The sequence below is a fragment of the Chelativorans sp. Marseille-P2723 genome (assembly GCF_902809845.1).
Lineage (GTDB): Bacteria > Pseudomonadota > Alphaproteobacteria > Rhizobiales > Rhizobiaceae > Chelativorans.
In genome coordinates this window covers 1,318,676-1,340,813 of record NZ_CADDWI010000013.1, presented here as the reverse complement: position 1 = coordinate 1,340,813, position 22,138 = coordinate 1,318,676, and the positions used below count along the sequence as shown (strand labels likewise).

20 protein-coding genes are annotated in these 22,138 nt (G+C 58.3%); 10 read left to right on the top strand and 10 right to left on the bottom strand.

Annotated elements, in window-relative coordinates; all coding sequences use genetic code 11:
* Positions 1-308 precede the first annotated feature (308 nt).
* The 5 genes from HUS57_RS17680 (at position 309) to HUS57_RS17660 (ending at position 3,531) form a co-directional block, all read left to right on the top strand.
* On the top strand, positions 309-764 hold the full coding sequence (locus HUS57_RS17680; RefSeq protein WP_173935156.1) for a DUF2924 domain-containing protein: 456 nt from the start codon (positions 309-311) through the stop codon (positions 762-764).
* Positions 761-1,114, top strand: a complete 354-nt coding sequence (locus HUS57_RS18170; RefSeq protein WP_348640578.1) for a recombinase family protein — start codon at positions 761-763, stop codon at positions 1,112-1,114. The genes HUS57_RS17680 and HUS57_RS18170 overlap by 4 nt, the downstream gene beginning before the upstream one ends.
* Positions 1,027-2,085: a recombinase family protein gene (locus HUS57_RS17675; protein WP_348640577.1), complete on the top strand. Its 1,059-nt coding sequence runs from the start codon at positions 1,027-1,029 to the stop codon at positions 2,083-2,085. The genes HUS57_RS18170 and HUS57_RS17675 overlap by 88 nt, the downstream gene beginning before the upstream one ends.
* Entirely contained in the window at positions 2,082-2,462 is a 381-nt protein-coding gene (locus tag HUS57_RS17670) for a hypothetical protein (protein WP_173935155.1), read from the top strand. The genes HUS57_RS17675 and HUS57_RS17670 overlap by 4 nt, the downstream gene beginning before the upstream one ends.
* 577 nt (positions 2,463-3,039) lie before the next feature.
* Complete coding sequence (locus HUS57_RS17660; protein WP_173935154.1) at positions 3,040-3,531, top strand: RES family NAD+ phosphorylase; 492 nt, start codon at positions 3,040-3,042, stop codon at positions 3,529-3,531.
* Positions 3,532-3,728: 197 nt separating this feature from the next.
* Here HUS57_RS17660 and HUS57_RS17655 read toward each other — a convergent pair whose 3' ends face one another.
* Both HUS57_RS17655 and HUS57_RS17650 read right to left on the bottom strand, forming a co-directional pair.
* Entirely contained in the window at positions 3,729-7,067 is a 3,339-nt protein-coding gene (locus tag HUS57_RS17655) for a hypothetical protein (RefSeq protein WP_173935153.1), read from the bottom strand.
* A gap of 185 nt (positions 7,068-7,252) precedes the next feature.
* Positions 7,253-8,422, bottom strand: a complete 1,170-nt coding sequence (locus HUS57_RS17650; protein ID WP_210256097.1) for an abortive infection family protein — start codon at positions 8,420-8,422, stop codon at positions 7,253-7,255.
* A gap of 147 nt (positions 8,423-8,569) precedes the next feature.
* Here HUS57_RS17650 and HUS57_RS17645 point away from each other — a divergent pair.
* Positions 8,570-9,518, top strand: a protein-coding gene (locus HUS57_RS17645; RefSeq protein WP_173931600.1) for an IS630 family transposase whose coding sequence is annotated in 2 segments (ribosomal slippage) — positions 8,570-8,905 and positions 8,907-9,518 — 948 coding nt in all. Because the reading frame shifts where the segments join, the coding sequence is not laid out codon by codon here.
* Between the two features lie 39 nt (positions 9,519-9,557).
* On the opposite strand, the gene HUS57_RS17640 is transcribed toward HUS57_RS17645, so the two are convergent.
* Positions 9,558-10,196 carry a hypothetical protein gene (locus HUS57_RS17640; RefSeq protein WP_173935151.1) on the bottom strand — a complete coding sequence of 213 codons (639 nt, stop codon included), beginning with the start codon at positions 10,194-10,196 and terminating at the stop codon, positions 9,558-9,560.
* A 1,251-nt stretch (positions 10,197-11,447) separates the two neighbouring features.
* Here HUS57_RS17640 and HUS57_RS18165 point away from each other — a divergent pair.
* Positions 11,448-11,897 carry a BA14K family protein gene (locus tag HUS57_RS18165; RefSeq protein WP_348640576.1) on the top strand — a complete coding sequence of 150 codons (450 nt, stop codon included), beginning with the start codon at positions 11,448-11,450 and terminating at the stop codon, positions 11,895-11,897.
* Positions 11,898-12,118: 221 nt separating this feature from the next.
* Here the strand turns inward: HUS57_RS18165 and HUS57_RS17630 are convergent, their stop codons facing one another.
* Genes HUS57_RS17630 through HUS57_RS17615 form a run of 4 tightly spaced genes read right to left on the bottom strand, consistent with a single transcriptional unit; the run spans position 12,119 to position 16,566 of the window.
* On the bottom strand, positions 12,119-12,655 hold the full coding sequence (locus HUS57_RS17630; protein ID WP_173935150.1) for a hypothetical protein: 537 nt from the start codon (positions 12,653-12,655) through the stop codon (positions 12,119-12,121).
* 24 nt (positions 12,656-12,679) lie between these two features.
* Positions 12,680-13,546: a hypothetical protein gene (locus tag HUS57_RS17625; RefSeq protein WP_173935149.1), complete on the bottom strand. Its 867-nt coding sequence runs from the start codon at positions 13,544-13,546 to the stop codon at positions 12,680-12,682.
* On the bottom strand, positions 13,547-15,562 hold the full coding sequence (locus HUS57_RS17620) for a VWA domain-containing protein (protein ID WP_173935148.1): 2,016 nt from the start codon (positions 15,560-15,562) through the stop codon (positions 13,547-13,549).
* A gap of 26 nt (positions 15,563-15,588) precedes the next feature.
* Positions 15,589-16,566: a hypothetical protein gene (locus HUS57_RS17615; RefSeq protein ID WP_173935147.1), complete on the bottom strand. Its 978-nt coding sequence runs from the start codon at positions 16,564-16,566 to the stop codon at positions 15,589-15,591.
* Positions 16,567-16,744: 178 nt separating this feature from the next.
* Here HUS57_RS17615 and HUS57_RS17610 point away from each other — a divergent pair, with 178 nt between their 5' ends.
* Genes HUS57_RS17610 through HUS57_RS17600 form a run of 3 tightly spaced genes read left to right on the top strand, consistent with a single transcriptional unit; the run spans position 16,745 to position 19,730 of the window.
* Positions 16,745-17,260 (top strand): molybdopterin-dependent oxidoreductase, encoded by a 516-nt coding sequence (locus tag HUS57_RS17610; protein WP_210256096.1) that lies wholly within the window; start codon positions 16,745-16,747, stop codon positions 17,258-17,260.
* Complete coding sequence (locus tag HUS57_RS17605) at positions 17,257-19,068, top strand: PAS domain-containing sensor histidine kinase (RefSeq protein WP_173935146.1); 1,812 nt, start codon at positions 17,257-17,259, stop codon at positions 19,066-19,068. Before HUS57_RS17610 ends, HUS57_RS17605 begins: the two co-directional genes overlap by 4 nt.
* Complete coding sequence (locus HUS57_RS17600; RefSeq protein ID WP_173935145.1) at positions 19,065-19,730, top strand: response regulator transcription factor; 666 nt, start codon at positions 19,065-19,067, stop codon at positions 19,728-19,730. Before HUS57_RS17605 ends, HUS57_RS17600 begins: the two co-directional genes overlap by 4 nt.
* 601 nt (positions 19,731-20,331) lie before the next feature.
* Here the strand turns inward: HUS57_RS17600 and HUS57_RS17595 are convergent.
* Genes HUS57_RS17595 through HUS57_RS17585 form a run of 3 tightly spaced genes read right to left on the bottom strand, consistent with a single transcriptional unit; the run spans position 20,332 to position 22,136 of the window.
* Positions 20,332-21,159, bottom strand: coding sequence for a hypothetical protein (locus HUS57_RS17595; RefSeq protein ID WP_173935144.1), 828 nt, complete (start codon positions 21,157-21,159; stop codon positions 20,332-20,334).
* A gap of 33 nt (positions 21,160-21,192) precedes the next feature.
* Positions 21,193-21,540, bottom strand: coding sequence for a head-tail adaptor protein (locus HUS57_RS17590; protein WP_173935143.1), 348 nt, complete (start codon positions 21,538-21,540; stop codon positions 21,193-21,195).
* Positions 21,537-22,136, bottom strand: a complete 600-nt coding sequence (locus HUS57_RS17585) for a head-tail connector protein (protein WP_173935142.1) — start codon at positions 22,134-22,136, stop codon at positions 21,537-21,539. The genes HUS57_RS17590 and HUS57_RS17585 overlap by 4 nt, the downstream gene beginning before the upstream one ends.
* Between the last annotated feature and the right edge of the window lie 2 nt (positions 22,137-22,138).

Sequence of the window (22,138 nt, the reverse complement as noted above, 5' to 3'; positions counted from 1 at the left end):
TTCGAGCGACACAATCGGATCGCATCTGGCAGACTCTGGGTATGTCGCAAAGAGCCCTCGGCCAGCGACAGAGGTTTTACCAGCCTGGAGGAGGCAATGCCCAAAGCCGGCCCCAATCCATTGTCGCCCGATCTGATGACGCCAGCGGAGCGGCGCCGGGAGTTCTGCCAGATGCTTGCCCATGGTTTGCTGCGCCTGCGCCCGAGACAGGGATTGAGCAGTGGACACAAGGGGCTGACAGAGCAGGTTCGACTACACAAAGGTGCAGAACCATGCCGACATCATCTCGATGATCCATGGAGGTCCTTATGAACGGTTCCGCTTCCATCCCGGCCCGCCTTCTGGCGCTCAGGACGATGCCGACGCCCGCGTTGAAACAGCATTGGCGCGATCTGTTCGAGAGCGAACCGCCGCCCTTCAACCGGCGTTATCTCGAAAGCCGGCTGGCCTATCGCATTCAGGAGCTCAGCCTGGGCGGGTTAAAGCCCGGGACGGTCCGGCGGCTCGAAAAGCTGGGCGAGCAACTGGATGGCGGCGACAAGAAAAAGCGCGGCATCCGTCTCGACCGCGATCGCCCTATTACCGGTACGCGGCTGATCCGCGAGTGGCAGGGTGTCGAGCATGTCGTCACCGTCACCGCCGATGGCTTTGAATGGCAGGGGCGGCCCTACAGATCGCTCTCGGCCATCGCGCGCACCATCACCGGCACGCGCTGGAACGGCTGGACCTTCTTCGGGCTCAAGAACCACAGGGGGCGGGCATGACGCGGTCGTTGGAGAAAACGGCGGTGGTGCGCAAACTGCGCTGTGCCATCTACACCCGAAAGTCGTCCGAGCAAGGACTGGACCAGGAGTTCAACAGCCTCGATGCCCAGCGCGAGGCCTGCGAATCCTATATCGCCAGCCAGCGCTCGGAAGGCTGGGTGCTGGTTCGCGATCGCTATGACGATGGTGGCCTTTCCGGGGCACGCTGGAGCGCCCTGCCCTGCAGCGGCTCATCGCCGACATCGAGGATGGTCTTGTCGATGTGGTCGTGGTCTACAAGATCGACCGCATCAGCCGCTCACTCCTTGACTTCACCAAGCTGGCCGAGGTGTTCAACCGCCATGGCGTAACCTTTGTCTCAATCACCCAGAGCTTGAACACCGCGACCTCCATGGGCATTTTTATGCTCAACATCCTTTTGTCCTTTGCCCAATATGAGCGCGAGCTCACCGGAGAGCGTATCCGCGACAAGTTCGCCGCCTCGCGCAAAAAGGGCCTGTGGATGGGCGGCGTGCCGCCCTATGGCTACCGCGTCGAGACGCGCAAGCTGGTCATCGACAAAGAGCGTGCCGCCCATGTGCGCTGGATCTTTGCCCGCTTTATCAAGATCGGCTCGGCAACCGATCTCGCACGCGAGATCGCCAGCAAAGGTCTGCGCACCCCGCGCGGCAACCGGATCGACAAAACCTATCTCTACCGCATGCTCAACAACCGCGCCTATATCGGCGAGGCGGTCCACAAGGGCAACAGCTATCCCGGCGAGCACGAGGCCATTATCGACCGGAAAGTGTGGGACAAGGTTCACGCCATCCTCACCGAAAGCCCGCGCAAGCGCGCCGCGCGCAGCCGCGCCGATACGCCCGCGCTATTGAAGGGGCTGCTGTTTGGCCCGGATGGCGCCGCCTTCTCGCCGACCCACACGCGGAAAGGCGGCAAGCTCTACCGCTATTACGTCAGCCAGAGCGTGCTCAGGCATGGCGCCGGGTCGTGCCCGGTCGGCCGCATTCCGGCCGGCGAGATCGAGGCCGCCGTCATCGGCCAGTTGCGCGCTGTGTTCCGCCAACCCGAGATTGTCGCGGGCACATGGAAGGCGGCGCGCACCCATGTCGAGGATATCACCGAGACCGATGTCCAGGCCGCCCTCAACCTGTTCGATCCGCTGTGGGAGGAACTGTTCCCCGCCGAGCAGGCCCGCATCGTGGCGCTGCTGGTCGAGCGGGTCGATATCGGCATGGACAGTCTCAATATCCGGCTTCGCATCGATGGGCTCAGCGGGCTGGCCAGAGAGACGATGCCAGCACCGATGCGGGCTGCGGCATGAGCGGTGCCCTGCCCACCACGGGGACGATCACCCTTACAGTGCCCTTCAAGGTGGCAAAGCGCGGCGGACGCAAGGAAATCGTGCTTCCCGAGGGCGCCCTGCCAACGCCGCGTACCGACAACACGCTGATCAAAGCCCTCGCCCGGGCCTTTCGCTGGAAGCGCATGCTGGAGTCCGGCACGTTCACCATCGCCGAACTGGCCGCGCGCGAAAACATCGCCCCCTCCTACATGACCCGCGTCCTGCGGTTAACCCTGCTCGCCCCCGATATCGTCGAGGCGATACTGGACGGCAGACACGGGCCGGAGGTGACGCTGACCAGGATGCTGGAGCCTTTTCCACTGGACTGGGATGAGCAGCGGCGGCACTTCGGATGAGAAAAAGGCTACCGACCCGCCAAGCCGTTCGCAAGGCCAATAAGGGGTGGGCTCCTGCCTGATCGTTTCTGGGCGCGATACAGGAAATACGGCCATTTAGGTGGCCGCCGCACTTCGACCGCTACGCGCCCCCATCTCGGTCGTTCGCGCGTTAGACTCGATGTCCCGAAAGCTGCCGTCCGGATATGGAAAGAGGCTCCCTGATGGAAGCCTCTCACTTAATGGACAGAGCTTCGATGACTGCCGGGAGAACCGTCTCCGCAACCCTGACCAGCTCCACCGGTTCGCCCGCTCCACAAAACCAGGGGGTCAATATTGGATGCCGATAAGGGGGTAAACTTCAGACGCCGATTGACATTTCCGTTTTCTATGGGGCAACCGAGACCGGGATTGCGCTGGCTGAGGTGCGTCCGCCGGTCGGTTCTCAGGTGATGGTCGCCCGCTTCAACATCGTGCGCTCCATTCGTCTTCTTGACTTGACCGCCCTTTCTGGACTCATCGAGAGCGGCAGCATATTTGATCCCGAATATGCATTTCGTCTGGGACGCATGCGGTTTTTGAAACCCTCGCACGAGGCATGTCGCGCCCGGTTATGCCAGACGATCAACTGTCGGACTATCTACCAACACAGGCCGTCGCTGACTTTCTCGCTACAGAGAGCAAAGTTCCTCTGGACGGCATCATTTTTCCGTCCGTTCAGGCGAACGGATTAGGGTTGAACGTCGTCCTGTTCCAAAAATCCTCCCGCGTTGACGAACTGGACATCCCGAAGGGCACAGAGGTTGCATCTCATAGTCATGTGACCGATGAAGACGGCTCCTACCCTGACTACACCGTGTATGAAACCGTGCCCCCACCGGAACCGGAGCAGGAGCGCGAAACTCCGCTTCACCCATTTATGATACCTAGCCCTAACTGGGACGACATTATTGGCAGCGATTATCGCGAGGTCACTCTGCGAACTGATCCGCAGGAAGTCTGGGTGCATTTCGTCGAGGGCGTCACAATCGAAACGAACGAGCATAAGGTCCGTCGGCATCGGTGGACCAAAACTGACACCCCGTTCTGACGCTACCCCTAAAAGAATCCCGTCACTTAAGGCGTTCCGCGAGATGTGTCAGCGTCATCCCCAATTTGCTCGTGCCGACGGGACGGCGACACCATCACACGTACACTGCGCATCAGCCTGAGATCACGAAGCAAAAATGCTTTCCGCCGGTTGTTATCGTGCTCCGACTTTGCAGCGAGTACCCTCCGTTGCACCGGTCATTTCTTTTTGCCGCGCTGAGCTTCCACTTCGCGGCGCCACTCGAAAAGATCATGGACGGGAGGGTTCGTTTCACCCTCGGGAATGATGACATCATCCTTTGGCGTGACCGCCATCGAGTCGAGGTCATGGCGGCCGATTTCCCAAGCGTTGCGGACGTGGAACTTGCGCTTCAGAATGGCGCGTTCCGTGAGAAGCTCAGGCTCTCCATTTTCGTTGAGCAAGGCAGGCAAGAGAAAATAACAGCCGGTCGATGCGTATGCGCCGGAGAAAGCATCAACGTTTCTGTGATCCGTGACAGTCATAGTCGTCATTCGAGAAATGCTTACGAACTGCCTGAAGTCGTCCTTTGCGACCGCCTCCATGTCTCTGCTGATGCTACCCCGATAATGGAACGGGTTCTTGCGATCTATCCCCTTGATGACGCTGATACGAATCTCGTCGTTTTCATCGCTGCGACCGAACCGATCCTGCCACTCATCAAATATGGCCTTTGCCATCTCGGCATTATCAAAGATCAATCCCAAGAACGGGGGCTGGTCGGGCGCGCTGTACCCGAACATCATTCCCCGCCAACCTGCATTGTTCCAAAGGGACTGATTGATGATTGAGCTGACAGACATATCCCGATGGCTGTTCAGTTCTCCAAGCGGAACTGCATCCTTTTCCGCATCAGTTTGCTCATCGGGAAGCAAGGTTGGGGAAATTTGCGGAGCGTCGTCCTGAAGCGCATAGGGGCGCATGATCATGTATGCCCACTCGGCCACCCGACCGACATGACTGCCCAGAAACCTGTGACGGGTTATACCGGTTCGGCAAAATAAGGTTGCCCGTTCAAAACCCCGCTCAACCCCAATCAGTGTCTTTAACGTTTCATCGTGGTCCGGCAGCGCGAAGCAGTTAACCAGGATTTCGCACCCAAACGCCACGAGGTGATCGTTTAGCTCCTCGTGGTGTTCAACTTCAGTCGGATCCCACGATTGCGGCAAGAGCACGGACAGCGCTCCACTCGCGCCTTTGAACTGGATACTTCCTTCGTTCGCGCTTTCGTTCTGGCGTATATCAACTTTGAGGTTTTCGCGATGCGGGTACGCCCCGGAATTGAGCAGTGTTGAGAAGAAGGCTTCGGCAAATGAAATGTGCGCCTCTGCCAGAAGGAAGCCTTCGACATTTGCTGATGATGAGACCTGAACATTGATGCCCATGATTTTGGTCTCAAGGCGGTCATGCTTATCGTCCAGTAGCACGATCTGTTTCGGCAGGTCGCGAGTGGCCGGTTGCGCAGAGATCATCGACATCATTTCGTGAACATCATTGTCGCTCGTGCCATCCGGGATGGAGCCGTCTGATTTCAGCAGTTCAAGATAGCCGAGGCGATATAGTAACGTGGTTCGCGCAGTGAAGAGATGGAGTTCCTCCAATATGTCGGGACATGATGTCAGGCGATTGATCTCGTCATCGGAAATGGCCGTAAACAAACAGGCGCACAACTGATCAAACTCAAGAAGCTTGGCCGACAACCTCTCGCTACTATCATCATCGAGTGGCAGGGTTTGACGAGCCGCATTTAGAAATTGAATGCCGCATAAGAAGTCGGTGACATGCCCCAACTGGAGAGCGATCATTGTGAAGAGATTGAAGGTCGGAATCGACGCCGCGGGAATCTCGCCATCAGTTTCGGCGATGGCGCACACTTGGGCGACAGCCCCCATCGCCGCGCCTCTTGCTGCCCAGAGGAGTCCTGCTCCTCGATAGCCCACAGCAAGGCAATAGAGTGCCCGAAATTGCTCCTCCTTGCTTTCATCTTTCATGAAGTTGACGACAGCCCGTCCCAGAAATTTAATCGCCTCAAGCGGCTTTTTGGCGTCAAGCTTGCGTTCGCCTCGCTCTAGATAGAATCGTCCCGCCTCAAGCTCCTTGCTGCGCTCGGCCATGAATTCGGCCAGCTTCTCCACAAGTCTATCAAGTGCTTTGCTGTCAGCCCCCAGGGGCGAGAGGACCTCCAGGACTGAATCCAGCAAGTCAGCCGGGTACTCTCCAAGGCCTTCGGCCCTGCCAACAATGTCAGACAAATCATCCCAAACGTCATCAAAACTGCTTTCGCCGCGCAGCGCAGATTCGTTCAACTGATGAAGCAAAAGCAGCGTTTCAGAGTGAAGTGCGTTGTTGGGACGCGTCTTGTCTTGAGCCAACTCGGTCAGCTTAGCTTTCAGACGTCCTGACCGATCAGTCAAGTTGAGCGCTTCAGCGCTTTCATGCCCTTGAAGTACACGCCCGAAAACCAATTGCAGCAGATTGCATACCCTGCTGATGTGCTTGGCGTGGTTCGTCGCGAAGGCCAGTTCCTCTACACGCTCGTATAAATCCAGTGTCCCCTCAACATCGTCGTACCACCAAAACCGAGTCCAAGCGTGTTCGTACATCGCGCGCAAGTGCTGGTAATCGGCACCGTACTTTTTCGCGAAATCGATAGCTCGCTGGAAACGTCCGTCGGTTTCATATTTGGGCTTCTCGAGGCGTCGCGAGAGGGTCGCGGCATCATAGGTGTCCGAAACAGCCTGTGTGTACTCTGCCCGTGACGACCCCATCCTCGCCAGCCGCTCTTCAATTTCATCGAGCGCTTGCTGGTTCTTGAAATCATTCGGCCCGAGCTTCAGACTGCTCGAGTCATGCTCTCCGACCCCAAGCTGCTCAAAGGCGATGTCTTTGTGCTGATGGGAAAATACCTTATCAATGATCCATTCGCGGTCCAGTATAGTCACCGGGACGCCATAGGTCGTCCGAAGTTCATCTTCGATATCGAGACGATCCTTCTGTCGTGCCGGACGACTGGTGACAAAATATATCTTATCGTAACCGCGTTTCGTCCCAACGATGCCTTTGACATCCGAGCGAACCTTGGAGGGCCAATCTTTCTTGGCACTGACGGCGAACGCTAATTTTCCGGTGCCATTGGCTTTATCGCCCATAAACCACCGCTCTGAAATCAACTCATCGACTGGGTAGGTTTCCGTATCGACCTTGCCGTCCCCACCGCCTTCGGGGCCGGTTTGCGGCCTCAAGTTCGGGCAAATCTCCCGTTCGCAGATCTTGCGCGCAAAATTCTCGAAGTCTTTGTGCTGATTGCGATCCGTCAGTGTGTCGAGATGATGGCTCAACTCTGATTGGCTCAATCGATAGGCATCAGTGTTTGCACTATCAGAGTACAAATAGGGGCGTTTCGCCCGCATCATTTCGGAGGGAGTCGGATATTGTGTCATTAACGAATACTCTAACAGATTCTCCGGCACAGTATTTACGTTTTTACACGGTGCGCTAATCGTGCCGTTGGTATTCATTCTGTCCATCTTGTACCGACGGCGGTGACGTGCCCCGATACGGAAGCCGTCCGGCCCGCTCCATTCGTCCGCTTCGCTCCCCCCAGTCCGGCGCACGCTTCACCAGTGGGGTTCGGCTTTGGCAGTGTGAGTGGCCGTGACAGGCAAGGATAGTCAATTTGTAGTTTATCGAAGAAATCAGAAGGTTAGTGGACCTCCGTATCATCCAGCAGTCGCCGATGATGGGTGTCTGCCACGAAGTCAATGAAAGCTACCGCAGCGCCCACGGCAAGCCGGGCATGCCGTGGCTCTAAGCCGCGGTGTCTGCCGTCTCTACCATGGCCCGAACCGTACATTCCACGCAGTTCCGCCAAATACTGTGTCAGTGCGGTGAGGTTGCGAAGGATGAGACGAACCGTCTCAGCTCCCTTTGCCTCATCCGAAATCCCGTCAGGAACCAGTTTCAGTTCCTTTGCCACAAGTTTCGTGAGTTCCGGAAGATCTGCCTTCCGAGAGACCTCTACGTTTCTTTTGGCCAAAATGCTTTTGCAACAAGATTCGACGAGTTCCTTTGCGGTGCCGATGGCCAGGGCAGGATCAGTGTCAACGGACCGTTCAAGTCTCTCGATCTCCTTTTGCATCCACCCGGCGTCCAATGCGTCCGCGACTGTGCGTGCTCGAGAAACCGACCGCGCTGCCGTTCCTGCAAATCGTCTTCCCACGAACCGGGGACGGCCAGCTATCCTCTCTTCCTCGACCAAGTGCCAACGTTCGGGTTTTAACTGTTCATTGATGTGCTGAACAATTTGCAGCGCTTCATTGCGATCAGGTCGGACAACTGGGTGGACCATCTCAGCCAAGAAGCGAACGAACTGCTCACTAGAACAGTGAAGAAGGTTGAAGCGGGTGTCTCCAAACACCCAATCGTCGTCCCAGTCGTCATTGTTCACGCGGTGCTGCCAGATGTCAGATGCTGCATCGGTAAATCGAGTGTCGAAAGAGGGCATAGCCTTCAGATCGAAAATCCTCTGCAGAAATTCGACGTCCTCAAGTACTCCGCTCCACCTGACTTTCTCTAGGCGCAATCCGTCAAAAATGTTCTGTCGAGTGAGGGCCGATAACTCTGTGTCCTGTCCCCTCCAACCGGATATTGGCATTTGAAGCTTCGGTGCGATCGAAACGCTGAACCAATCGCGAGAATATTGGTCTATAATAGGCTTGAGCCTCGCTGCGATCTGCTCTTCGAGAGTAGTCCTTCTTGGTCCCACTCGAGCGTACTCGGGGGCGTCAATCAGAATATAGATCGTCCAGATCGCGGTGCCGCCATCCCAGTTGTCAAACCCGGTCTCCTCGAACCGAACGTCGAATAACCTCAACAAGGTCGCCGCTTCGTGTAGGCCCTCTGCCGACAACATCGCAGCAGCGGTGGCTAGAGCGGTTCATTCTTTGTCTGAATCGGTTGGGGTTCCCATCGGGTCCTTTTTGTGATTCAAGATGTTGGCTGGAGAGGAGGCCAGCATCTTATGACAGCACCTCTTTCCAATGATCTTCGCAAGCGCGTGATTGGAGCGATCGAGGCCGGGGAGAGTTGCCGGTCGACGGCCGCCCGGTTCGGTGTCTCGGTTTCTTCGGTGGTGAAGTGGCATCAACGTTATCGTGCGACGGGCTCGGTCGCGCCGGGCAAGATGGGCGGCCACCGAAAGCGGGTGCTCGAGCCGCACCGGGCGTTCATCGTCGAGCGCATCAATCAGGTGCCGCATTTGTCGCTGCACCGGCTCAAGGATGAACTGGCTGCGCGCGGGGTGAAGGTGTCGCACAATGCCGTGTGGCAGTTTCTGCAGCGCGAGGGGCTTCGGTTCAAAAAAAACACTGTTCGCCCTTGAGCAGGCGCGGGCCGACATAGCGCGCAGGCGTCAGCGCTGGCGTTCCTTTCAGGCGAGCCTTGACCCGCACCGGCTGGTTTTTATCGACGAAACCTGGATCAAGACCAACATGGCGCCCCTGCGCGGCTGGGGACCACGCGGCAAGCGCCTGCGCGGCTTTGCCCCGCACGGTCACTGGCGCACGCTGACCTTCGTGGGCGCGCTGCGCTGCGATGGGCTGACAGCACCTTGCGTCTTTGACGGACCAATCAACGGACAGTGCTTCCGGGCCTATGTTGAGCAGCAGCTCGTGCCGGTCCTCAAACCCGGCGACATCGTCGTTATGGACAATTTGGGTTCCCACAAGTCGGCCACCGTCCGAGCTTCAATCCGGGCGGCCGGCGCCAGGCTCTGGTTCCTGCCGCCCTATTCACCAGACCTCAACCCGATCGAACAGGCCTTTGCCAAGATCAAGCACTGGATGCGCCATGCCCAGAAACGAACCGTCGAGGACACATGGCGTCACATCGGGCACCTCGTCTCAACCATCGAACCCGGCGAATGCGCAAACTACCTCGCAAACGCCGGATACGCTTCCGTCAAAACATGAAAGACTCTAGAACCGGCTCGGGATGCTCAGCGATGCCCTTCAATCTGAGGCTCCTGTCCCAACGGCGCCGCCCCATCCGTCCAGTTCGGACCGAATCTCGATGCGCTGTGAGCCGAGCGTTCGTTTACCCGCAACGAGATTGATGCCTTGGTCGCGGAAGCCCCTTCGGCTGCACCAGACGGGGTTGGGACCGAAATCCAAGCGGAAGCGACGACCATGTCGGTCGTCCTCCCAGTAAGCTCGTCCTACTCTGAGATGAAGAGCCATATGGAAAACGCCGGTCACCATAACGCTGGTGTCTGGACGTACGTAAGGCCCCTTGTCCAACCTCCGACCTTCAGGATCGACTGGTGGTGCGGGAAACATAAATGCAGCAGTTATCCGCCGGCCCGCGTACATTGCGGCAGGCCCTTTGGGTTGAATGGACGCATAGATATAGTCAGTAGCTTGTCGGATAGCTCGCGCCCAGGCCGAGTAATCCCAAGTTGTATCAGGCTGCTTGACCTCGAAAGCAAACGCATAACTCGCGAGGCGTTCATCTTTGGGAACGGCAAGAATATCGGCCCTGACTGTGCGCCTGGAAAAAAGAGCATGCTGGAGAGGCACCTCTTCGAAGCACTCGAAGCTCTCACCAAGCGCACTGACCAGTGCCGCTCGCTTTTCTTTCTCAACGTCCAAGCGGCGACCTCCATCCAATATTTGATTCTGTATGTTGCAGCGTGGCGGTGTTTTTGTCCAAACCTATGGATGGAAACGCAACCATATGGTGCCCTTTTGGCCCCGTTTCCCGAGCGCCACCATCGCTCAGGTCATGTTACCATTCGTAATCGGTCACGTTGATCTCGGCCGAGGGGACGATTGAACTACACATCGATACAGTGTTCGCAGGGTGCCAGAATATCCCGAGCTGTTCGTCCGGTCGCGTGCTGTATCGGCACAGCAGCGTCCACCAGACCGCGATCGATGCACTTTGCTTTTCGCTAGATGACTGCTGTCAGCTACTCAGGGTCCCCGTCAATGGCCACAATGGGATAGATGCCGAATGGCGGCTTTCTCCAATTTCTTGCCAAAACCGGTCAGTCCGCTGTCGGTCCCGATCATGCCGAAGGTGGTGCGCTGGGAGCGACGGCTTTCGGAAGGTGCCCGTGATGTTGGAACGACTGAGATAAGTTCGATCGCTGACAGCAACTTGCCGCAGCAAAAGACGCGCTGCTCAGCGCCTTAGAAGGGACGCGGTGGTTCGATCCCAGTTTCATCTTGACCTAATGGAACCGGGATCCAACTCCATTCATGCTCCCAATGAAAACTGATGTATTTCAATAGCTTACAAAGCTATTCACTAAAAACGACGAGTCATCAGGTTTAGAGAATAAGGGGCGGGAGAGAGCATTTTCGGGCTTCCTCGCGATGGAGCCAGTGTTTAGCCCAATCGCTATAACCCTCTAAAACAACGAGAAAATCCGGCGGTGGCCGGATGAGGAGAATGTTGTCGAAAGGGTAAGTGGCGGAGGGAAAGGGACTGCGGTCCAACCTTCTCTGGGCATTGTGTGAGTAGATCAAGTCTCCGCATGAAACCCATAGCGCACAGACCCACTCCTGATCACCCTGAATAGGTTTCCAGTGAACTCGTGGGGGCGTAACCGGCGCTGGGCGTAGCCCCTATCGTCACGGCCATAGCTGTAGATGTGGGAGCTAAACAGGGGAGCTCTGCACTCTTCACAGCGAACCTTCTTCGTCGGGTCGGCTCGAAAAGCAAACAAAGCCGCAGCCACCAAGAAAAGAAACTTTCAGGAGCGGCTGTAAAAACGCCCGTGGACTTGTGCCAAAGCGATGAAGATGGCGTTGAGCGCCAAACCTATCCAAACAGACGGGGCGCATCCGAGCTTCATGAGCTACGAAGAAGAGGTCCATCGTTTGGAGGAATGATTGGTGAGAAAATTAGCAATTTCGCTCATCACCGCGTGCAGCTTTCTAACGCTTGCCCTGCCAGTTTCAGCCGGCCCTGCTTTCACTCGGGTCGCGCCTCAGACGGCACTGGGTCAGGCGACCGAAAATGTAATCGAGGTGCAACATCGCAGAAACCACAGGCATCATCGGCTTGAGCGGCGGGGTGGACATACCTACTATCGGGGTTATCGCGGCTCCCGTAGCCCAAAACCCGGATATCGCCGGCACGGCGCTTATTGGTTTCCACCGGCAGCCTTTGCCCTGGGAGCGATCGTTGGCGGTGCCATTGCAAGCCAGCCGTCCGCCAGAGCAGAAAGATACGATCCGCATGTGGCGTGGTGTTACGAAAAGTACCGCTCCTATCGCGCTTCCGACAACACATTCCAGCCATATAATGGTCCGCGTCGTCCGTGCAGGTCGCCATACAGGTGACGGTAGCCCGCGGGACGAATGCGATCTATGAATCGCTGGAAAGGGATCGCCTGAAATCGGCTGCGGAAGTATAGCTGGGAACAGGCACCTTTAGTTGCCCAAACCTCCGAGGCAAGAGGTTTGGGTAATTGCCAGGGGAAAAAATCCCGGCCTCGCCAGGATGGCAGTGCCATCCGCGCCACGATGGAAAGCCCATCGATCTGGTGGTTTGAGCCGCTTCCTCAATCGGCCTTGCGCAGCGCCGTCTCGAAGGTTCCTTCCACCGGCAGGCAATTGCTCATATCCGTTTCGGCAAAAAAGCTGTCCTTGCGGCACAGCTGCGCCGAAAAGCTACCCCGGACGCTGGCCGTGCGATCTTCCAACGAAAGGACATCGAGGGCCACGTTCAACTCGCTCTCGCTGCCTTCGCTGTGATAGAAGGCCTTGCGCATTCCCTCCGGCCACCAGGAAACGGACGCTTCCATGATCGAAGAGGAAGCGTCATCACCCATCAGGGAGATCTCCAGCGACAAGACATTGCGCAGGATGCTTTTCGCGTCCGGATCATGGGCTTGGATGGTGAGCGACGTTACAGGACCGAAACGGCGGAACTCCGCAGTCGATGTCCCCTCGGAAGGAACATCAAGGGTCACACCGGCATAGGGAGCGCCGTCGATGGTTACCTTCACCTCACCAGCCGGCGCTCCTTCTGCAATCGCAGTGTATGCAAGGACAAGCCAGGTCCCTGCCGCGAGAGGCAGTTGAAGACTCATTTTCATTTGCTAATCCTTGCCTCTACGCCACTATGGAAAGGACCAGCCGTCATGCTCGATGCCGATGATGCGCAGCGGCGCGCCCGGCTGGGTTGTGTCGGCGCGCAGATAATGGATTGCCCGCCGGTTCGCTCCGAAATTGACGAAATCGACATTGACGGTGATCATCCCGCGAAACATGGGGCTGTCGGGATCGGGCGCGATACTTGTGACGTGGCCGTCGAAATCCTGTGCGCCCCACAGGGGATGCGCCTCGATATGGCGTGAGTGTAGGATTTCAACAATGTCCGCGGTGAAATAGCTCCCGGCAGAATTGCCGAATAAGGGATCTTCTCCCTGGCCCCGCTCGGCCCGCATCTGCGCCTCATAAAGATCGCGAACGATCCGCACCGCTTCCGCGATCATTGCATCGCCCGAGCCGGCCGCTCCGGGGTTCGACTTTTCCTGCCTGTTCGAGACGGATGCCGGGGATGTTGCGGTCCGGCCTGACACCGCCACCGTTTCCTCCGTATCGTCAGGCGTGATGTAGCGCTGCGCAACCCATCCTGCCTTGGTCATGTCTGCCGAGCGCATCAGGCACCAGCGCGGCGGCAGCGCCCTGATTTCCACCTCGGTCATCTCGGAAAAATGCTTCATCGTATAGAAGGGGACGCAGGTGATCTGCTGCAGTCCGCGCTCATCATGCGCGAATGCTTCGATCACCCGGTAATTGGTGCCGGGTCCCATGCGCGCATTAAGCACGTCATTGGGCGCAACACCGCTTACACGCCAGGAATCCGGTCCATGGCCATCGAGATCGGCCTTCGCGGCGGGGGCCGAGATGGCCATCGCAAGAGCTGCGATGGCCGTCCGGATCATGCAGGACGCGGCGATACGCCCACCAAATTTCACCTTCAATTACTTCACCTCCACGATGGCGCGGCCAAGGACCTTACGGCCGCTGATGTCAAGGAAGCGCACCTCATAGGTGCCCGCCTGGTCAGGCATCCTGAGTTCCAGTGTCTTTTCGCCCCCCACACGATGGGCCTCGATCCAGCTGAAATCCGCCTGATCGGCACGGGCAAGCGAAATGCGCTGATCGGCGCTATCGCCTCCGCCGCTCCAGCTTATGGTGATCACCCGTCCGGCGCGGGCCTCCGCCGGCACGTCAAGCCCCGCGCCTTCATCGAGAGGCGCATCCGCCGCGACCACTTCCAGATCATGGCGGGCAAGCGTGCGTGACCCTTCGTTCAGCACGTAGCGAATTTCATAAAGGCCCGGCTCTTCAGGAGTCTTGATGTCACCCTCAAGCTTGTCCCTCACGCGGCTATAGTCGCCGTATGTCCCCTCATCGGAACCCGCAGGAACGATGGTGATGTAGTCCTCTGGATGGATGGAGGCGGACCAGGTCACACGTATGCTGGTTCCAGCCCTCGCAACAACCGGTCCCGCTATGCCGACTTCGGCATCGATCACTTCCAGAGCTGCGGAGGCCATGGTGCGCCCCCCCTCGCGCAGGACATAGCGCACTTCATAGAGCCCGGGCTCTGCCGGCGCGACGAGGCGGCCTTCGGAGTTGTCGCGGACACGGAAATAGTGGCCGTAGGAGCCTTCATCCGCTCCGGCGGGCACGATGGTTATGTAGTCTTCCGGATGAACGGAGGACGACCATGAAATCGTGAGGTTTGCACCGGTCGTCACCTGCTCGGGAGCAGCGACAACGATCTCGGCTTCAACCACCTCTATCGAAGCGCTGGCCATGGTGCGCCCTCCCTCCCTCAGCACATAGCGCACTTCGTAAAGCCCGGGCTCTGCCGGCGCGACGAGGCGGCCTTCGGAGTTGTCGCGGACACGGAAATAGTGGCCGTAGGAGCCTTCATCCGCTCCGGCGGGCACGATGGTCATGTAGTCTTCCGGATGAACGGAGGACGACCATGAAACCGTGAGGTTTGCACCGGTCGTCACCTGCTCGGGAGCAGCGACAACGATCTCGGCTTCAACCACCTCTATCGAGGCGCTGGCCATGGTGCGCCTGCCTTCCTGAAGCATATAGCGTACTTCGTAAAGCCCGGGCTCTGCCGGCGCGACGAGGCGGCCTTCGGAGTTGTCACGGACGCGCGCGTAGTTGCCGTAAGAGCCTTCATCCGCGCCGACGGGCACGATGGTTATGTAGTCTTGCGGGTGAACCGAGGAAGACCATGAAATGGTGAAGTTTGCACCGGTGGTTACGGTGGCGGGGGTCGTAAGCTCGATATCGGCATCGGCCTGCTCCGGCTCCGGTTCGGGCTCTTCGATCTCCATCGGCTGCAGATCCATGACGGTCTGCACATGCGCCAAGGCATCGCGCAGTTCGGCGGCATCCTGCGCGGCGACGAACACACCGCCGGTGTTTTCCGCGATACAGGCGAGGCTTTCATGCGCCTCATCCTCAAGGTCGAAACCAACCACGTGCGCCGTAAACTTCACGCCCTGCTGTGCGAGTTCCGCGGCTAGGGCGCAGGGGTCCGCATTGCAGGTCTCCACCCCGTCGGAGATCAGAACGACCGTGGCCGGAACGTCCCGGTAGGAAAGGGCTTCAGCAGCATGCCGCACCGCGGCTGAAATAGGCGTCTTACCCCTGGGGCGGATGGAATTGACCGTATCGATAAAGCTTGTTCGATCTACAGACCCCGGCTCAATCAGCGTCTCGATGTCACGACAATCGCCTTCCGAACGGTGACCATAGGCAACAAGACCCAGATTGGTGTCAGCCGACCAGTCGGTGACGAGATCGGCCAGCACTTCGCGGGCGATCTCGATCTTACTGACGCCGTCAATCTGGCCCCACATGGACCCGGAAGCGTCGTAGACGACGACGACACCTTCGGCCGATGTGGCAACCGAAACGGACATTAACGTCGCCACGACCGAGACCAGGACGGACTTTACCTTCATCATCATCTCCTGGATCGTTAATTAAATCATGCGGGGTGCAGGCTGTCGGCCGTGCTGGGTTGGGATTCGCCCAGCGCGCGCGCCTTTAGCTTACGGAACTTGTCGGACATCTGCTCGAGACGGGCCTCCCATTCCGGATCGGGCTGCTGCCCTTCTATCGTTTCGAAGTAAACCTGCATCAGGCAGGTGATGGCAAAAGGCTCAAGAAGGGCCGCCTTCACGCTCCAGGCAAACAAGAGGGCAAAAACGAAGCCACCAGCAGCCCATGCGCCGGGCATGAGGTACACGACAAGGCCCGCAGGGACCAGCATGATCAGGAACACGATGAAGCTCAGCAGATAGACGATGATTGCTAGCCAAGCCGCATTCTTGAGCATCACCTTATAGTTCTGGCCGTATAGGACGAGCGCTTCTCTCGCCGAAGCCCAGGGATTGTCGGAGCGGGTCCGCATGGCATGGGCGAGGATGACCTCGTCGATGAAACCGACCGCAACCCGCAGGAAAGCGTGCAGAATGCTCGAAAGCTGGCGCATACCGGGCAGCGGCAGGATGGACAGAATCCCACGCACCAGGCCGGTAATGGCAGCGATGACGCCTTTGACGAGCTGGTCTATGGCGAAAAGTACGCTGGCCTGTACAAACCGCTCCTTTACGACGGCTGTCGCATGAGTGACCTGCGAGCGGCCATCCGGCATGGGCTTGCCGTCAAGCAGCTCGACCAGGACGGCGATGTGTCCGGCCTTCACGATGTACAGGATGTATTCGCGAGCCCAGTACATGACGGCTCCGAAAAGGCCGAAGCCGATCGCCCCACCCCAGAAAGTCGAGCTTGCCTGGAATCCAGTGTCCCCGAAAGCACCGATACCGTAGCCGACGCCTGCGCCGGTTCCCGTCACCAGGATGTAGCCAAGGGCAATGCCGAAATATACGGCCATGCGCAGCACGATAAATGGCATGGTCCGCGCCATCATCCCCAGAGCGCTGCCAATGCTGAAATCCCACATACGAACCTCCAGCCATTAAAACCTTGTGCAAGCTAGCGGGAGGAAAGCAAAAAAGCCCCCTTCGTTTGAAGGGGGGATAATACGGAATCCAGGCTATACTGGCGTAAATGCTCGATATCCACCATACTCCCTTCCGCAAGGGCGGCGGCGAGGTGTCGATGAGCAGGCGAGGGGGAAATTGCGTCCGATATTTCTTAGCATGCTGTTTTCCGGGCTGCTGATCGTTGCTCAATGGGCAACGGCGGCCGTATCCGCAAGTTTTCCCGAGCTGCAGGGAGAGGCCATCCTTGAAGTGCGCGGCACCATCAAGAAAACCAATAAGGATGGCGTCGCATTATTCGACATGGCGATGCTACAAGCGCTGCCGATAATGCGGCTGGAAACGTCCACGGCGGTAACCGATGGAGTGCATCTCTTCGAAGGCTTCCTGATGCGGGACCTGCTGGCCTATGTCGGGGCAGAAGGTGAGACCGTGACCGCCACGGCTCTCAACAACTACGCAATTGACTTTGATATTCGCGAATTTGAACGCTTTGATGTGTTGATCGCATATCGTATGGACGGAGCGCCACTTCTGTCCAGCGACAAGGGACCGTTGTGGATCGTCTATCCCCGGGACCAACACCCCGAGCTTCAGGACATCCGCTATGACTATCGCTGGGTCTGGCAGTTGACGCGGCTTGATATCCGATGAGCAGATCGTGGCGCCCATTTCTTGGCGTGGCCCTGCTGGCGCTAACGATCGGCGCCTTTGCCGTCCTGACAGGATATTCACTATTGCGCATCGCCGCTATCGAACGCGATATGCGCATTGAAGCCACCCAGAACATGCTGTGGGTGATTTCGCGGGCGGAAGTTGCCGCCTTCCAGCTGAGTGCAGCCGGTGTCGAACGCGGCCTCGGCGAAATCGATCAATCTGCGCTCGAAATGCACCATAATGTCTTCCTTAGCCGCCTGGCCTTGCTGAACGACGGCCCGCAGCGACGGCGGATGGAGGAACTCGGGTTCGCGGAGGCGCTCAATGAATTGAGCGTTAATCTCCCTGAACTGGGCGGTCTGGTCGAGAATTTTGTGCCTGGTGATGCACCTCGCCTGCAAGCGTTGCTTCAACCATACGTCTTTCTGCTGGGTCGTGCTGCCAATAAGGCGATGGTCGCCGAATGGGATGCCCTCGGCAGCAAGCTCGACAGCTCGCGCGAGCGGCTTTGGCAGCTCATCGGCTCGATTGCGGGAATTGCGCTGGCGGGCGCTGCCCTTTGTGCGCATCTGCTGATGGCCACACGAGATGCAAGACGGCGCGCGCGTCTGTTGGAGAAGGAAAAGGCATTTTCGGAGTTGCTGATCGCCTCCAGCGGCGAGGGTATCATTGCCGTGGATCGTGAATGCCGCTGCACCGTGTGGAACGAGGCAGCGGAGCGGCTGTTTCGCATTCCGGCCGACAAAACAATTGGACGCGGTCTAGGCGACGCCTCGGGCTTTTTCCAGATCGACAGGGTCGAGCAAGCGATCGTCACGTCTTTCAAGGGCCAGCCGGCGGTGCTGCTGGATCAACCCTTCTTTCCGGAGGAAAAAGGGGACCCGTGCTACCTCGATCTTCGCTTCTTCTCACTGCGCGAAGGGGAACACATCATCGGCTCCATTCTCCTTGTTTTCGACGTTACCGAACAGCGCGCGGCGCAACGCCAGATCGCCTATCATCGCAACGATCTGGAGCAACAGGTGCACGCGCGTACAAAGGAGCTTGATGCGGCTTTAAAGCGTGAACGTGCGGCCGCCGAGCTTTATCGCAATTTCGGTGCAATGATCTCACACCAGTTCCGCACGCCGCTTGCCATTGTCGATTCCGCGCTGCAGCGCCTCATGCGGCGCAGCAATCACCTGACGGCGGCAGAGATTATGGAGCGGACGGGGCGGGCGCGCCATGCCATTTTCCGGATGACAGGTCTGATTGAAAGCACGCTGGATGCCGCGCGCCTCGATGCAGGTCAGATTGAGGTCCGTGCGTTGACGAGCGATTTCGGGCAAATTGTTACCGATGTCTGCAATCGTCAGACCGAACAGACGCCAGAAAAACAGATCACGGTCGAATTGCCGGATAAGCACCCCATCCTAGCGCATTGCGACCCTGTCCATGCGGAGAACATTCTGGTCAATCTTCTGTCCAACGCGGTGAAATACTCGCCACCCGAGACATTAATTGCCGTGCGTGTCGCATGCAATGCGGATCGGGTGGAATGCGCCCTTAGCAATCAAGGCAGCATCGATTTGCCCTCCGAGCGGGAGGCAGTATTCGAACGATATTATCGCGGCAGCAACTCGGAAGGCCGACCCGGCATCGGCATCGGTCTTTACATGGCGCGTGCGTTGGCGCGGATGCAGTGCGGCGATCTGCGGCTCGAGCCCGGGAATGAAACAGGACGGATCACCTTCACGCTCGTCCTTCCCCAGGCGCGCGCGGAAGATGACGCTACCGTGCCTTCGCTTCTCGTGGAATCCGTATGACCGGCAATCTCGACACTCACCGGCATGTGCCGCTCATCCTATGCATCGAGGACGAACCGGATCTGCGCCGCGACATTGCTGATGAGCTTTCAGAAGCCGGCTATGCGGTGATAGAGGCACGCGAGGGTCGGGAGGCGCTCGATCTTTTGGATGCGTCCCGCCCTGACCTTATTTTGTGCGACATTTCCATGCCCGGTCTGAGCGGCTATGATGTTTTGCGCGTCGTTCGGGCCAAAGGACCTGATTACGCTGAAACCCCCTTCGTATTCCTCTCCGCGCTGAGCGACCCGCGGGAGATTGTGGAGGGCAAACGCCTGGGCGCGGACGATTATCTCGTCAAGCCGATAGACTATGACCTCCTGCTTGCCACGGTCGATGCGCGGCTGCGTCAAATCGCGCGCATCCGTTCCGTGCAGAAGGCGCAAAGTCCTGATCTGGACCCCTCAACGCTTTCGCGCAGCTTCGAACTCACCAATGCCGAGGCACGTGTCGCCTTGGCGTTGACGGAGGGAAAAACACTGGCGGAAATTGCCGAAGCTTTCAGCGTATCGCGAACTACCGTCGCCTACCATCTGCGCAACATCTTCCAGAAAACCGGAGTGAACCGGCAGACCGAACTTGTTGCGGTGCTGATACGCGGATACCCGCCCAGGGAGATGTGAGCATTGTGGACTATTCCTGTCTTTCGGGAAGGTCGCTCGATGAGGCGGCCAGCAGCTATTCTCTGCGGCAATTGCCATGCTTGACGCTCAACTTGGCGCAAACTAGAGCGCCGTGCGTCCTTTCGGACGCACAAAGGACGCTCTAACATTTTGATTGAGCATCGAAAACATCCGAAAACCGAATACACTTTTCGGTCCGATGCTCTAGGACAAAAACTGGCTACTCGTCGGTTTTATCGGGCTGACCCTTGCCGGAGGAGCGCCCTGTTGCTGTTGCAGATCGAGTTCGAGCCGCGCGCTCGCAGTGGTGGCGGGATTTGTTGATCACCAATCTCGTCTCCTTCTTCACATGGGCGCGCGCCATACACCGGTTAGCCAGAAGCGCTTTGCCGAGTTTGCGGGTCTGAAGCAGTATCTGGCGCCGGCGGAGAAAAGCGCATGAACACGCATGGCGGCGCGCCTGAAATGTCGCTGCGACATTAACAAGACACTGCTGCCTTTACTGAGCGATAACTCGGGCTCGCTCTCCGAAAAGAGGGAACCTTGTAACGTTGGAAGGTGACGCTGCACTATCGCCGTAAACTGAGCGATACGGCTCGCATCACCTCTCAATCATCTTCCTTACATCCTGCACCGCGCAAACGATCTGCTGCCGGAGCAGCAACGCGATGAGGAGCCCTCCAAGGGCAAGCGCTCCGATCGCGACGACGGTCTGCCATTCCATGCCGGCTAGCGCGGCGAGGCCAGCACTACCGCTGCCAAAGATGGTGGTGATCCAACTCCACTGATCGGCACGCTTGCGGATTTCAGCTTCGACGGTGACGGGAACGACGGGCTTTTCGACTTCCCGCTCCACCACAATCTGGCGTGCTGGCTGGCTGGCAATATGGCGTTTCCGAACCTCGACCAGCACCTGACGTACGCGATCCGGGCTGACGGCTGCGTTCTGGCCGGCATAAGCACCCTTGCCTGTAGTGATGGGGAGTGAAGCCCATTCCTGGGCCAGATTGTTGATCAACGTGTCTTCCGAGAGCCGCCCTGCCAGATATTTGTCGATGCCACGCAGGCCGAGCAGATAGCAGGCGCATCGATCCTGCATCTCGGCGTCAAACTGGGCCGGCGGCGGAAGCTTGAGCGTCTTTCGGATGGCGCGCAGCGTGGTGCGGACAATCTGGTAGCGGCCGAGCGCTGAGGAGTTGAAGCGGTTGTCCGGGTGCTTCAGCATCCTGGTCTGCAGCGTATCAATTGCCTCCAGCGTCATGGCAACCAGATCGACGTCACCGCCGGTGAAGGCGCCATAGGCGAGCGTCTCGTTGTAACCCCGCTTTCTGTCGGTGCCCTCAGCAAAGCCGATCAGATCCAGCAGTGGGCGGTAGACATGGTATTTGTCGCGCGCAGCGTCCGGCGCCGCGCTTTGAGGCGTGGTCATGGTTGATATCCTTGGCTGGATAAAGCCGGCGGTTCAGGTGACGCCAGCCTCGATCAGCATTTCGAGGAGGCCCGGATCGTCGCGGGAGCGGCGCGGCTGCTCGCGAATGTTGAACATTTCGCCAGTGCGCACATCGACAATGCGGTCTGAGGGCGTGATGGTGAGTGCCTGATCGCTGATGCGAATGGTGAGGATTGCCGGCTGCTTCGCGGTCAGACGCGCGGCAATAACGGTCTCGCCACCACGCATGAAGGTGATCTTGCCCCAGACGGTAAACTGGTCCTGCCAGTCTGGATCGCCCGGATGACCGCTCCAGTCGGGCTCGGCGACATCGCGCTGGACAGTGAACCGATTACGAAGTTCACCAGCTCCTGTCATCATATCTGCATCCTGCGATAGGGGGCTATGAGAGCCTCAACCGCAAAGGGCAGGGAAGCCATGCCGGCGGTACTGACTGCCTCGCGGTTTTGATACCAGTGCCCGACCAAAAGCAAGATTGCGACCTTGAGGGGATCCGGCACTGTGCTGGTTGCGGGAGGTCCGGGGTTGGACTCGTAGCCTGCCTTGAAGGTGATGCCGACCGCGCGACTTTCATGCAGATTTTCTGGAAAGACATAGTCGGCATCAAAGCGGACCATAGCGTTGCCAGCTTCATCGGTGCGCAGGTCATAACATCCAGATGGTATGGTGCTGAGCTGACCGGCAGGATCGCGCCAGGTGACCGTCTGCACCGAGATGACCGGACCGAGGGGAATTGCCAGTTCACGCGCAAAGCGATCATGGTCCTGTCGCCAGACCTGTTCGACCAGACAGCGGCCAAGAATGCCGGTCCAGCCATCCAGATGTTCGGTCGCGGCCTGGATCAGGTTGCTGATCAGCGCATCCTCATCATCGTGATCGACCCGCAGATGCAGTTTGGCCTCCGCCAGCGTCACCAGCTGGATGGCTGGCGGGGTGATCCGAACAGGGCGGTGCATGA